Origin of the sequence: Pseudomonas multiresinivorans (assembly GCF_012971725.1) — a bacterium.
Lineage (GTDB): Bacteria > Pseudomonadota > Gammaproteobacteria > Pseudomonadales > Pseudomonadaceae > Pseudomonas > Pseudomonas multiresinivorans.
Genome location: NZ_CP048833.1, coordinates 2628365 through 2642069, shown reverse-complemented (window position 1 = coordinate 2642069; position 13705 = coordinate 2628365). Strand labels below are relative to the sequence as shown.

Here is a 13705-nt window from a genome sequence, read left to right as displayed (position 1 = left end):
TTTGCAGCCGGTCGGTAAGTGATTACTAGTGGGGCTTACAGTATCGAAACCTCTCGCGATTCACCCATTGCATGATTTCGGTACTGCAGAGAATAAGCCTCAAAAGGCACAGGATCAGCAACAGCCCACTAGGTTGGTGTTGAACATCAGTATTCGTACCGAGGCGGTTTCCATGCTCACCCAGAAAGTGACATTCTGGATGTTGCTGATGGATTGCGGCACTGGCAACCAACCAGGGAATGATATGCAACAACCGACTACAAACACTCTCGAAAGATTGGACGAAGACCAGGTGATACACCTCACCCTGCGCCAGCTGTACCTGCTCGGTGCGGAGGCGGCCTCTCCGGGGCTCTGTGAGAACCATACTGATGGGCGCCACCCGCACATCGGATCCTCCCCTCCCGGAGTGCTCGTGGCCACTCGAGCCGGCATGATCTGTCCTGTCTGCTCCATGCTCGGCGAGTCGCACTTGGTAAAGGTCACATCAGCGGAAATGGAAGCCGCCACCGAGGCCTTCTTCAACGACGTCCCTAATACTCCGCAGACATACTTCACTGTCCAGGCCAAACTGAGTGAATGGGTGGAGTGGGAAGACAGCGGTACCGTCTTGGCCAGCCTGGTAGTTCGGCCATTAGCCAATTACCTACAGGCGCTGGGCAAGGACTTGGAGGCGAACAACCACCCAGGGCACCGCATCGACGGATTCCCCCTGAACCTGCTGCTGAGGGTCCACAACTTGGCGGAACATGGCAGTCAAATCCGCAAGGAGATCCTGGGCTGGTTAGAGACGGAGCGAGCTCTCCGACCGAGGAACCACTGGATGGACGCCATTACGGTCTCTGACGATGGCGAACTCAGATTCAACAACAAGCTACACACCCTTGCGGCGTGGCGTGGCAAGCAGGAAACGTACTTTAAGGCCGCTGCTGAAGGGTTCGACAAACTGAAGCGAGGCTTAGGGTTTGTCGCTCACTTTCAGACGAAGGAAGACGAGGTTGCTCTCACAGCGCCGGACACTGCGCGCTTGTTCCCGGCAAGGCCACTTGAGCGGCCAGTGAAGGAGCTCAAAGCAATTTCGTCCCAACTGGCGCTGTTAGTAGAGGCCCTGGAGGGGAAAGAGCTTGCGGAGGTTGCTGCTGCACTTCAAGCCGCCCTTCCTCGCCCACTCGAGCTGACCGGCGGGAAAGATCAGGCTCCGGCTCTTGAGAGTTCAATGGACAGATAACCAAGGCTGCATCTCCTCAGTGATCCTGGATGATGATCACCTTTACGCCAACGCCAACGCCACCCTGAAAGCCGACTTCTGAGGTGTTCGCTTTAGGTCGGGAGCTGCCCTCACCTGCGGCGGCTATCGGCCAGTAGCGGACGTTCCATCCAGTTACACCTTCAACTTAGAAGCGAAAAAAGCCGATACGAGCGATCTAGTCTTTAAGGACACGCAATATTTCGAGGATCATCGGCCTTGTGTATTTCTCACTGGGGTCAATTTCCGGTGAATCACTATTGCGAATCCATTCGCCTTGATCAAACGCTTGATATAGCGAGAAAGCGGGTTGAGGTAGCTCACTGGTCATGCCGACTTCAACCACGGCATTTATGATCCCGTTCATGACGCTGTCGCAAAAGTCAAAATCCAACGATCCCTGCAGATAGTTTTCCGCAACCCAGACGGATAGCTCATTCAGCAAGTCTTGCGGAGCAGCGCCAAATTTATCGCCAATGGTAGAAAGATCATTCAGCGTTAAACCGTCCCCTTCTGCTTTCAACGAAAGCGCCTGAAGTTCACCCTTCGGCAGAAATTTTGGCATGAGTTTCTCCTGCTGCGCGCAAAGGCAGAATTTACATCACGCACATGTAATTTCGGCCAAAGAAATTGCCGCGCAGTGCCGACACGTCGCAATCAATGCTGTGCAGAGGCGATCAGTCTCGGACATTTCATGTCCGCTATGGGTCGGAAGCTGACCCCGATTTGTGCCCCATGCGCTCACCCTTGTGCGGCATCGGAGTAGGCTCGAACACACTCCACGAACCAGTTCAGCGACTCCTCGGAGCATAGGTAGCGACTTTCGTCTTCGCTCAGACAGACCATGCCCACCAAGGGACTAAACTCAAGCCCCACGCACCGACAGGCATTCTGAAACGCTCGTAGAGCCTCGCCCGCCACCTCCCCCTCGAGCTCCATGATGAAATCGTGCATCTGCTTTAGCTGAACGGCTGAAATGGCGAGCGATGTCGGGCGATAGAGAGGATCACCAGAATCATCGTGCAAGACGCGGTAAGCCGGCTCGCTACTGGATCGAACAGCCTCAACGAAACGCTCAATCTGGCGCCTGATCTCTGCCCGGAGCAAGAAATCAGAGAGGATGGCGGTGTGACTCGTCATGGAAATGCACCTAGCTGGCTTTAGTCATACCAGGAGCCAACTGGGTTAATTTCTACGAACCAACCAGTCCGAAAACCAGGCGTCCTCGCCCCGTCTCGATACGGTCAACCACCGCGCTCCATCGCAAGAGTTGAAGCATCCGGACGATGCCTTTCAGGGCAAGCGACTTGCTCCAACTACCCCATCCATGCGAACAGGAATGAGGCAGGTGCATTGGATCGACCAAAGATGAAAGTCGATATAAGACGTGTCTGGAATCCAGCTATCCACGACTGCATCCGAATCCATGCTGACCATCCCCATAGTTCTTCGTAGCAGCCTTGCAGAGGTAGCTCGCTCGACGGAAAAGGTTAGCTAGCTCTCCATGATCACCAGCAGCTCGACTAACCAGGTATCCAGCCGCTCGCGGTATCTCCACCAGGCCACTCACCTCCTCCACGCTGAGCCCCAGCGCACTGGCCCATGCCTGCTGCAGACGATGGAAGATGTTCTGCTCAGATGAGGTCTTCCTGCCGACTGTGAAGTAAGCATCTCCATTGAGCAGGATCAGCAGGTGGTAATGCGGTCGCTCTCCCCTGCTCTCCTCTCTGGCCCAGACGTATCGGACCTTGCTGTCATGAGCGTATCGGTGCCGAGCACGAGCCCTCTGTCGATCATGCTCGATCTTGGCCTTGAAGGATTCCAGAAACCGACTGATGACCTCGTTCGTACAAGCGTAGTCAGGCAGCTCGATGGACAGTGGTAGGCGGAGATCCACTCTGAAGGCAAACACCCTGGCGTACTGCCTCAGGGAGCGCTCAATGGCGCTGTGCAAGCGCGATAGGTACTGCTCGATGAAGGGCCCTTTCTCAGCCATGACAGGCAGGCCTTGGAAGGTGCTGATTTGATGCAGGTGGAGGTTGGTATTGCTGGGATGACGAGGCATGAAGGCTGCTCCTGTGTGAGGTTCATATCCTCTGCACGGGGAGTAACTTTCTACTGGTCGATGGCTAGAAAAGACCTAGTGATTGGATGGATGAGCTGGGTTGGGATGGTTTGAGATTGATATGTAGGTAGCGGGAGGTAGACGAGTAGCGTATGGGGGAGCGATGAATGGCGGGATTGATAGATGGCTATAAAGCATATTACCCGCACCGAGAACTCAGCCCTCAATGACCTCGGACAGACTGAAGCTAAAGCCCCAATGTCGATTGGAAATTTTTCAGTTCTCGTCACTCCGGCAATATATCAATCACATCCTGATTTTGCAGCCAACGGCCAGAAACAGTCGCCCAGCAACTGTTCTTGGTTGACCGCTACAGCCTGTGAGAGGAGGTTGTGCAGCACCATTGTCGCTGCGACTGGCTCTATTCCTCCGCCCCAACTGCCAAGGCATCACTCCAAAGTCTGTCGAGATCGACATCCTCGCTGGCTGGCTGTTTACCATCTAGCAGCCGGTCCACCTGGATCACAATTGGCAGCTCAAAAGCGGTACCAGTGACCACACAACACCCTTGCGAGAGGCCCGGGATGAGGCTGCGAGACAAAGAATCCAGGGTGGAAATAGTGTTGTCGACCAAATATAGGTCGCGGTCATTCACCAAACGGTGAATGAAGAAATTATGCAGCTGCGAAACAATGGTGGGCGATATGTCCGCAGGGCGCTGGCTAGCGATGGTGATGAACATCCCAAACTTGCGCCCCTCCTTGATGATCTCTTCGAATTGCTCGAGCCGATAATCCTTCCAGGTTTCACTTTCTCTCGCAGACTGGTCGGACAGAATGTTGTGCGCCTCGTCGACGATGAGATGGATAGTTCGGTCGGGCGGATTGGTGACCGTGGCCTTGTGACTGTTGTAGTAGTGCTTCGCGAACAGTAGGGGCAGAACCTTTTTAATTTCGTTGTTGCAGCGGCGCATCGAGATGACCGTGAGCAGGTGCCCATCGGGTGCCACATCTGAAACAGATAACACTTTGCGCAGGTTGGCAAGTGAAGACTCGACGCGCTTCAGAAGCGGCTGAATATGCTCAAACTGCACGTATCCAGCGTTCAGATCTGAGATCAGCTGCAGGTTGACGCGCAGCACAAGCTGGTCAAACTCGTCGAGGCCTGCGGCATCCAGTGTTTCTACGATTGGAGCGATATCAGCCGCGTATTGCGCGCCATCGGTACCTATGAACCTCCCATCGTAAGTGAAGCGCCCGCCAAGGCGGTGCCAGGCTACGTCTGCCAGCATGTCCTGCACCTGCTGGTTTCCCATGAGCCGCGAGACGGTACGCATCAAATCCAGCGTCGCCGTCTTAACCTCTCCGGCGCAGAACGACTTTCGGAACATCAGCTTCGCATAATTCGCGAGTGACCCTGGAATGGCTCCATAGCGCTCCCAACCTGCGATGACACGGTTGAGGAAGGGCCTTTGCGTGTTCGGGGTAGCCTGAAAGAGCAGAGCCATAGTCTCAAGCTGCCAGAACTCCTGCGTCGCCAGTGGAAACCTGGAAGCGGGATCGTTCAGATCTGGAGCGGTAAGCGTGGACAACTGGTAGACGGTTTTGTCATCGGCAGCCACGAGCTGATCGCCGCCGTACTCACCATTAAAATCCAAGATAATGAAACGGCTCTTACCTCTGATGAGAGGCAGCTTTTGATCGAAAAGAACGGTGTAGAGCTTTGCCAGAGTGTTTGACTTGCCGCTTCCGGTATTGCCGAAGATGCCGATATGGCTATTGAAGAGTCGCCTCCACGGCAACCCAACCGTGATTTCCTCTTTCAGCATGGTCCCAATCCTGAAATCGCTGTCCGCCTTGCGATCGAAAATAGACCTGATCTTTTCCTCCGGAAGCAGGTAAGCCGTATCCTGGATCATCGGTAGATACTTGATGCCTTGAGTGAAGCCAGTATGATCGAAGTATCCAATCGGCCTAGCCTCTACCTTCCGCACAATCGTCTGCCGGCCGTCATGCATCTCAGTGCGGCTTTCGTCCAGATACTCTCCCTCGACAATGCAGATGATGTCGCGGAAACCGCGCTGGATGGATAGGTATTCGCGGATTGAGACTCCCTTGTATTTCTTTCCTTCATAGAACAGGGTTTCCTTGCTCGACTGTTCGTCGATCTTCAGAACCAATTTCGTTCCATGGACAGCGATGACCTCGCCAACGCGAATACTCATATCAGGTTCTCGAGGTCTGCATCAGCCACAGGAATAGCTGCTGGAGCTATGGGGGTAGCCGATGCAAAAGCAGTAGCCTCCGGCCAAGCCAATACCTGTTCATTGAACGCAGTGAAGTCCATCACTCCATTCTGCAGCATCAGGCACTTGACGTTACGGTTGCCCTTGAATTTTTCCTCCATTTCGGCGTGCCCGGACTGGCTGTAACAGCAAACAAATACCTGCAGTCCCGGATTGGAAAGAGAGCGCATGACGAGGTTGAGAATGTGCTCGTCGGCAAACGAGAACCCGAAGGTGATGAGCACGGCGTTGGGCTTCTCAAGCTCATAACTGAGCAGCCGCAGCATTTGATAGTAATGCTCCTCGTAGACCGTCTCGTGGAACTTCCACTTCGTCGGGTTCACGATTGGAATCCGCTTATATTTGTCCCAAAAAGCGTCCAACTCATCATCGGTGAAATCTGGGACTGGGACATCGGCAAGTGTCGATGCAGGATTATTAAGTGCAGCCGAAAATGGCTGCAGCAACGCCATAGCGTCAGCGTCTAGCAGTTCCTGGCGGCTAGATAGGTCGTAGCCGACCTGAATCGCGGAGTCCAACTTGCTCCAATAGACCGACCCATGCAAATGGATCAGATTGATTTGAGGGATGCTGCTCTGGTGACGGCCGAAAACACCGGCCTGGCAAAGGTAAGACCCGAAATTTCGGGCCTGTAGGATGCGTCGCGTGAACCCTCGTGCACCATCATTCAATACGAAATCAATGTGGCCCTCATTAATAAGCACGTCGGCCACGAGCGGGAAGCAACCGTCATAGTTCGTGGTGAACACATTGCAACGACGATCCAGCGCTTTGCGACGTTTTACCATTTCGAGCGCTGTCGTTAGGAAGGTACGGTAGTTCTTGATAACCGTGGCGCCTGCCTCTTCGGCCACTGCCTGTTCCAGGCTGAGCTCCTCGGCCGGACGGATACAACTGGCGTAGTAATGCATGAACAGCGGAATTAAGCGCTCGTCGCCCTCATGCTCAAATTTGGTGGCTAGATCTTCCAGCGTGTAGCGCGAGTTACCCTCACCAGTCTGTACCTGCAGTTGGAGGGTTGGGAGCAGGCCGAACGAAGCTCCTGATCCGAAGAGGAAGTTGATGTCTTGGTTGTAGATGTCGCCGATAGAAATCACTGCCTGTCCTCCTTGGCTGCGCAGAATGGCGCTGAGAGACGATACCTCTCGCAGCAAGCAGAGTGCCACCACGAAAGGCCTTAATGACTCCTGCGCGAAAGACAAATAATGCCCAGTTGCTGCCCTAGAAGCCTCCCTACGGTCACTCATCCCAACGGCATAAACGCCGTGACTGGACACAGCCAGTCACGGCGTTTATGCCTTGCCGCTCTCTCACGCAACTCTCAAAGCAGCGTCACGCTCTTCAATTTTCTCCATCACCCAATCGTGCACCTCTTCCTCGACCCACCCCACACACCTCTCCCCTAATGACACCGGCTTAGGGAAGGCCCCCTCGCTGATGTACTTGTAGACGGTCGACCTGGCCAGACCGGTCGTAGCCATGACTTCTCGTAAACGGATGATCCTCATGAACGGGCTCCTGGTGTTCGTTCAGAGGATTGGCAGGTCTCGTTTTTAATGACCGGGCCGATCCTGGGCACGCCCTGGCGGCCGCAACGGGCTTCAGCATCCCCATGAGGAAGACTGGCTGTAGAACAGATATGGACGAAATACAGCTGAAAGCCCCGGAATTCCAGATATGTCTTATTAAAGCGGCATCTAGGCAGCTTCTAGAATCCTTCTACACCACATCTACAAACCATCTATTCCGGCTCTATTCCGCAGCTAGAAGCTTTCACCAAGGCAAGGAAGTCATGACCCGCCGCTCTCCTCTCAATTCCGACTTCACCATCGACATACCTCCATCCAGCCCTCACGGAAAGGCACCCCACGAGCGCCGTGACGACATCTGGCTTTGGTTCTATCTCGCTCTGCGCGGAAAAGCGCTCTATCGCAGTGAGGCGCTGAATCCGAGAACCATGTCCGAGCAGATGGCGGAGAGCATCAAGAGCTTTCGGCTCTCACTAGAGGAAATCGCTGTCGACCAAAACCGTCAGATGGTTTCGGAGGGGCACATAACCTGGATATCGGACTGCAAGCGTCAACTGGCCTGGATCCAACATCGGCTTAACCGCGACAAGCGCATTCGCACTCCAGATATCTATTCTTCAGCGCTCACGGAGAGAGAGATGCTGGTAGCCAAGATCGACTGCTCAGGTTCGGCGCCCAGGGATAAGGAGTCCCTGGTTATTGGCCTGAAACAGGATTGGGACGAACAAACGCGGTTGGACAAGCAGCTCAGCTGGGTTCAAGAAGCCAATGAAGCAGGAGCATGCCGGCACGTAGTCGAATGGGTGAGGAAACACCAACCTGAGCAGGAGTTTCCCGAACCTGTTCCGAAGACCCTGCAAGAGTTGCTGATCGCCTCAGACGCATGGACCTGGAGCGACGTTGAGAGGAAATATTGCATCGCGACGGTCAGGCGGCTTTGGAGGCAGAAAATTCGGCGCCAAGAAGCGAAGGGTAAGAAGCAGTACAACTTCATCCTGAGCGACAAGGCGATCAAGCGACTCGACAGATTCTCCAAAGATCACGAGCTCTCTAGAGCCCGTGTCCTGGAAATCCTCTTGCAGATGGAAGATGAGAAGGATCTGTATCTCAAGGAGCAGATTCGCGTGCTGAGAGGAATAGATCAGTAACCTAAGCGTCCCAGGCAATTTCCTTGAGGTTACGCGCCAGGGCTCTGAAAGCTCGAAAGGTATTTGGCCCAATCAGCCATCAGCGGTCGACGCTTCTCAAGGAAATCAGATCGGGAATAGGAGCTTTCAACGGCGCCCCTTTCATCGTGCGCCAACGCGAGCTCACAGATGTACCTAGGGTAGTTGGTGCATTCCCCTGCCCAGTCGCGGAATGTTGAGCGAAAACCGTGGCAGGTCACGCCCCGATAAGCAAGGTCCTCTTGCAGCAAGTCCCGCATAGCATTTCCATGCATGACCCCTGACCTTCCGTGCCCAGGGAAGAGGTACTGGGAATCGCTAATTCTAGGGATCGCCTCAAGTAGCCGTAGAACTTCTTCGGACAGAGGAATGGCGAATGCTTGACGAGTTTTCATGCGGGACTCGTCCAGCCTCCAGACTCGCTCTACCAGGTCAAACTCTTCCCACCTGGCAAATCGAACCATATGACTGCGTGCGCCGGTCAGTAGAAGCAGCTGCAGCGCTTGAGCATTGCGTACTCGAAGCTCGTCGAGTTGATGCATGAGCTTCGGTGCATCCTTCCAATTCAAAGCTATGAAGCGCTCGCATGTTCGAGCCTTTTTCTTCTCCAACCTGCTGAGTAGATTCTCTAAGTGCCCCTTCCAACGCGCCGGGTTCTCACCACTACGAAGACCTCGCGCCTTCGCAGCATCCAGAATCTGCTCAATCTGGGAGCGGACTTCATCCGCAGTCCGACTTTTAACCGCCCAGATCGGACGCAGAATGCTCAGCACATCTTCAGTCTGCACATCTTTAGGAGCTGAAGTACCGATCCGATCAAACGCGTAATGCTCCAGCTTACGAATCCAGCCCTTACGCCAACGCTCCGACCAAGCACCGCTGTGTGCTTCGAAGTATTCTCGGGCGACTGTCTCGAATGACTTCTCGCCTAGCCTGGTTTCCTGCTGAGCTAGTTTTCGGGCTGCCCGCTCAGCATCTCTCGCGGCGAGCGGATCTACTCCTGAACTGAGCTGTATTCGAAATGCACTGCAGGCAAGGCGAGCATCTTTGAGGCTCACCTGCGGAAAGCCTCCCAGCCCCATTTCGCGGCGCCGCGCATTGAGCTGGAAGCGAAATACCCAAGACTTGCGACCTGTCGCCTGAATGAAGAGGCGTAAGCCCTCCCCGTCTTCATATGTGCCTGGAACCGATAGGTTCTCGACCTGTTTGGCGGTTAGCTTTCCCACGACGCCCTACTCCCTTCACGTGCATCAAAAGGGGGATAAATTCCCCCATATATTCCCCCACTTTCACGTAGAACCAGTCAACCTTCCGTAGATCTCTCTAGACAGAAAAAATCATAAATCGTTGATTTTTAATATGTTTTAAATTCAACAAAAGACCCTAGTAGATTTCTCTAGACAATAAAAAGGCCGCCTTGTGGGCGGCCTTTTTCATTGGAGGTTCAATACGGCGGGATCAGGCCATGGCTTCCTGGGGTTTGCCCAGCAGGCGGTCGATCACCACCATCACGGCCAGCATGGCGACCGAGGGGATCAGCCAGGCGAGGCCCTGCTCGGCCAACGGCAGTTGCTCCATCCAGGCCGGCATCCAGGCGTCGAGCTTGGCGCCCTTGAGCGCGTCGATGATGCCGAAGACGAAGGAAATCACCATCACCGGGGCAACGATGCGCGTCTGCGAGCGCCACAGGCTGGCGCAGAAGCTCAGCGCTACCAGCACGATGCACGGCGGGTAGATGGCAGTCAGCACCGGGATGGAGAACTGGATGAGCTTGGTCAGCCCCAGGTTCGACACCAGCAGCGAGAAGCCAGCCAGGATGACCACCAGGCTGCGGTACGACAGCGGCAGGATGCGGCAGAAGTACTCGGCGCAGGCGCAGGTCAGGCCCACAGCGGTGACCAGGCAGGCCAGCGCGATCAGCACGGCGAGGAAGGTGCTGCCCAGCGAGCCGAAGGTGTGCTGCACGTAGGCGTGCAGGACGGCAGCGCCGTTGGCGGCACCGGCGGCAATGTCATGGCTGCCCGAGCCCAGGCGGAACAGGCTGATGTACACCAGCGCCAGACCGACACCGGCGATCAGGCCGGCAATGATGGCGTAGCGGGTGATCAGGCGCGGCGAATCCACACCACGGGAGCGGATCGCGTTGACGATGACAATGCCGAAGACCAGAGCGCCGAGGGTGTCCATGGTCAGGTAGCCATTGACGAAGCCCTGGGAGAACGCTGCGGCCTGGTAGGCCGGTTCAGCAACGCCGATGGGGCCGGCTGGAAGCATGAAGGCTGCAATGCCCAGAGCGGCCAGGGCGATGATCTTCAACGGCGCGAGGAAGCGGCCGACGGTATCCAGCAGCTTGCCCGGATACAGCGAGATCACCAGCACTACCAGGAAGTACACCAGGCTGTAGAGGAACAGCGGCAGAGCGCCCTCCCCGGTCAGCGGTGCCAGGCCGACTTCGAAGGAGACGGTGGCGGTACGCGGGGTGGCGAACAGCGGCCCGACCGACAGGTAGCAGACAGCCGCGAGCAGGCCACCAGCCACACGGCCGATCGGGTGACTCAGGGTGTCCATTGCGCCGCCGACTTTTGCCAGCGCGACAACGGTGATCACCGGCAGGCCGACCGCGGTGATCAGGAAGCCCAGCGCGGCCATCCACACGTGCGGCCCCGACTGCAGGCCCACGATCGGCGGGAAGATGATGTTGCCCGCGCCGACGAACAGCGCGAAGGTCATAAAACCCAATGCCAGGACGTCCTGGCCTTTCAAGACTTTCATGAAGGGAAATACCACAGTGCTTTAGCGGGTTTGTGGTCTCCCAAGGCACGCACGCCGTACGGACGTGACAAAGCCGCATCGAACGGGACTGGCCGACTCACTCGGGGCGAGCCTGCGCATCCTGTGATGCTGCTGTCATCGGTACGGAGAGTTGTTCTTGGAAGTCCGATAGCAGAGGTTTTCCATGGGCTCGTGGCCCGTTTGCTCCTGCATTCTGGTTATCCCGCCATCCTTGACGGTCAGGAATCGCCGTCGCTTCCGGGTAGGAATTGACGGTGAGCGAGCCCTCCCTTGTGGGGAACGCGACGCTTCATATAGTTGCTAGCCTAACGATCTATTCCGATGAGCTGCACTGACATACGTCAGATCGTCCGCGCAATGATCGGCGATGTCGCCTGAACGACACTTTGTCAGACGCAGCCATAACGACAGAGGCCACCCGAAGGTGGCCTCTGTGGACGGACGGTTGAGTAAGCGAGGCGCTTACTTGACCGGCCAGCCGGTCAGCTCGGCCAGGGCCTTGCCGATGTCGGCCAGGGAACGCACGGTTTTCACACCAGCGTCCTGCAGGGCGGCGAACTTCTCGTCCGCAGTGCCCTTGCCGCCGGAGATGATGGCGCCGGCGTGGCCCATGCGCTTGCCGGGCGGTGCGGTAACACCAGCGATGTAGGACACCACCGGCTTGGTCACGTTGGCCTTGATGTAGGCAGCCGCTTCTTCTTCAGCCGAACCACCGATTTCGCCGATCATGACGATGGCTTCGGTTTTCGGGTCTTCCTGGAACAGCTTCAGGATGTCGATGAAGTTGGAACCCGGGATCGGGTCACCACCGATGCCCACGCAGGTGGACTGGCCGAAGCCGGCGTCGGTGGTCTGCTTCACGGCTTCGTAGGTCAGGGTGCCGGAACGCGACACGATGCCTACCTTGCCCGGCAGGTGGATGTGACCCGGCATGATGCCGATCTTGCACTCGCCGGGAGTGATCACGCCCGGGCAGTTCGGGCCGATCAGGCGTACGCCCAGCTCGTCGCACTTGACCTTGGCTTCCAGCATGTCGATGGTCGGGATGCCTTCGGTGATGCAGACGATCAGCTTGATGCCGCCGAAGGCCGCTTCCAGGATCGAGTCCTTGCAGAACGGAGCCGGAACGTAGATGACCGACGCGTCAGCGCCGGTAGCTTCCACGGCTTCCTTGACGGTGTTGAACACCGGCAGGCCCAGGTGGGTGGTGCCGCCCTTGCCGGGGGTCACGCCGCCAACCATCTTGGTGCCGTAGGCGATGGCTTGTTCGGAGTGGAAGGTACCCTGCGAGCCGGTGAAGCCCTGGCAGATGACTTTGGTGTCTTTATTGATCAGGACGCTCATTACTTACCCTCCGCGGCCTTGACGACTTGCTGGGCAGCGTCGGTCAGGCTGGTCGCCGCGATGATGTTCAGACCGCTTTCGGCCAGGACCTTGGCGCCGAGGTCGGCGTTGTTGCCTTCCAGACGAACGACAACCGGGATTTTCACGCCGACTTCTTTCACGGCGCCGATGATGCCTTCGGCAATCATGTCGCAGCGAACGATGCCGCCGAAGATGTTCACCAGAACGGCAGCGACGTTGCTGTCGGACAGGATGATCTTGAACGCTTCGGTCACGCGCTCTTTGGTGGCACCGCCGCCAACGTCGAGGAAGTTGGCCGGCTTGCCGCCGTGCAGGTTGACGATGTCCATGGTGCCCATGGCCAGGCCAGCGCCGTTGACCATGCAGCCGATGTTGCCTTCCAGCGCGACGTAGTTCAGTTCCCACTTCTGCGCATGGGCCTCACGAGCGTCGTCCTGGGACGGGTCGTGCATGGCGCGCAGCTTGGGCTGACGGTACATGGCGTTGGAGTCGATGTTGATCTTGGCGTCCAGGCAGTGCAGGTTGCCGTCTTTCTTGATCACCAGCGGGTTCACTTCCAGCAGCGCCAGGTCGTAGTCCTGGAACAGCTTGGCCAGGCCCACGAAGATGTGGGTGAACTGCTTGATCTGGTCGCCCTTCAGGCCCAGCTGGAAGGCCAGCTCGCGACCCTGGTAGGGCTGAGCGCCAACCAGCGGATCGATGGTGGCCTTGAGGATCTTCTCGGGAGTCTCGTGCGCAACTTTCTCGATGTCCACGCCACCTTCGGTGGAGGCCATGAAGACGATGCGACGGCTGGAACGGTCAACAACGGCGCCGAGGTACAGCTCCTTGTCGATGTCGGTGCAGGATTCCACCAGGATCTTGCTGACCGGCTGGCCATTGGCGTCAGTCTGGTAAGTCACCAGACGCTTGCCCAGCCAGTTGGCGGCGAACGCCTTGGCGTCCTCTTTGCTCTTGACCAGCTTCACACCGCCCGCTTTACCGCGGCCACCGGCATGTACCTGGGCTTTGACGACCCACTCGGTACCACCGATCTTTTCACAGGCTTCTGCGGCCTCTTCGGGTGTGTCGACGGCGAAGCCCTTGGATACGGGCAGGCCGTACTCAGCGAACAGCTGCTTACCCTGATATTCGTGGAGATTCATGCTTGTCTACCGTTTTCGTCTTGGGTATTGCGCATTCGGCGCGGCGCTCGTGGCACCACGCCACCTGTGACCGAGTCCCCCTCGGGGGAGA

12 protein-coding genes are annotated in these 13705 nt (G+C 56.7%); 2 read left to right on the top strand and 10 right to left on the bottom strand.

Annotation, left to right across the window (positions count from 1 at the left end; all coding sequences use genetic code 11):
• Nucleotides 1-172 precede the first annotated feature (172 nt).
• Nucleotides 173-1228: a hypothetical protein gene (locus G4G71_RS12310; protein WP_169937984.1), complete on the top strand. Its 1056-nt coding sequence runs from the start codon at nucleotides 173-175 to the stop codon at nucleotides 1226-1228.
• Nucleotides 1229-1424: 196 nt separating this feature from the next.
• On the opposite strand, the gene G4G71_RS12305 is transcribed toward G4G71_RS12310, so the two are convergent.
• From G4G71_RS12305 to G4G71_RS12280, 6 genes are all read right to left on the bottom strand, one after another.
• Entirely contained in the window at nucleotides 1425-1811 is a 387-nt protein-coding gene (locus tag G4G71_RS12305) for a hypothetical protein (RefSeq protein ID WP_169937982.1), read from the bottom strand.
• 176 nt (nucleotides 1812-1987) lie between these two features.
• Nucleotides 1988-2386, bottom strand: coding sequence for a hypothetical protein (locus G4G71_RS12300; protein ID WP_169937980.1), 399 nt, complete (start codon nucleotides 2384-2386; stop codon nucleotides 1988-1990).
• A gap of 262 nt (nucleotides 2387-2648) precedes the next feature.
• Nucleotides 2649-3311 carry an inovirus Gp2 family protein gene (locus G4G71_RS12295; protein WP_169937978.1) on the bottom strand — a complete coding sequence of 221 codons (663 nt, stop codon included), beginning with the start codon at nucleotides 3309-3311 and terminating at the stop codon, nucleotides 2649-2651.
• 421 nt (nucleotides 3312-3732) lie between these two features.
• Nucleotides 3733-5535 (bottom strand): ATP-binding protein, encoded by a 1803-nt coding sequence (locus G4G71_RS12290; RefSeq protein ID WP_169937976.1) that lies wholly within the window; start codon nucleotides 5533-5535, stop codon nucleotides 3733-3735.
• On the bottom strand, nucleotides 5532-6713 hold the full coding sequence (locus G4G71_RS12285; RefSeq protein WP_169937974.1) for an SIR2 family protein: 1182 nt from the start codon (nucleotides 6711-6713) through the stop codon (nucleotides 5532-5534). Before G4G71_RS12285 ends, G4G71_RS12290 begins: the two co-directional genes overlap by 4 nt.
• Nucleotides 6714-6926: 213 nt before the next feature.
• Entirely contained in the window at nucleotides 6927-7124 is a 198-nt protein-coding gene (locus G4G71_RS12280) for a helix-turn-helix transcriptional regulator (RefSeq protein WP_084358945.1), read from the bottom strand.
• Between the two features lie 284 nt (nucleotides 7125-7408).
• Between G4G71_RS12280 and G4G71_RS12275 the strand changes: the two genes are divergently transcribed.
• Complete coding sequence (locus G4G71_RS12275) at nucleotides 7409-8293, top strand: hypothetical protein (protein ID WP_169937972.1); 885 nt, start codon at nucleotides 7409-7411, stop codon at nucleotides 8291-8293.
• A gap of 29 nt (nucleotides 8294-8322) precedes the next feature.
• Here G4G71_RS12275 and G4G71_RS12270 read toward each other — a convergent pair whose 3' ends face one another.
• The 4 genes from G4G71_RS12270 to sucC form a co-directional block, all read right to left on the bottom strand.
• On the bottom strand, nucleotides 8323-9537 hold the full coding sequence (locus G4G71_RS12270; RefSeq protein ID WP_169937969.1) for a tyrosine-type recombinase/integrase: 1215 nt from the start codon (nucleotides 9535-9537) through the stop codon (nucleotides 8323-8325).
• A 232-nt stretch (nucleotides 9538-9769) separates the two neighbouring features.
• Complete coding sequence (gene brnQ, locus G4G71_RS12265) at nucleotides 9770-11083, bottom strand: branched-chain amino acid transport system II carrier protein (RefSeq protein WP_169937967.1); 1314 nt, start codon at nucleotides 11081-11083, stop codon at nucleotides 9770-9772.
• Between the two features lie 483 nt (nucleotides 11084-11566).
• Nucleotides 11567-12448, bottom strand: coding sequence for a succinate--CoA ligase subunit alpha (gene sucD / locus G4G71_RS12260; RefSeq protein WP_038803160.1), 882 nt, complete (start codon nucleotides 12446-12448; stop codon nucleotides 11567-11569).
• Entirely contained in the window at nucleotides 12448-13614 is a 1167-nt protein-coding gene (sucC, locus tag G4G71_RS12255; protein WP_015477516.1) for an ADP-forming succinate--CoA ligase subunit beta, read from the bottom strand. The genes sucD and sucC overlap by 1 nt, the downstream gene beginning before the upstream one ends.
• Nucleotides 13615-13705: the final 91 nt, after the last annotated feature.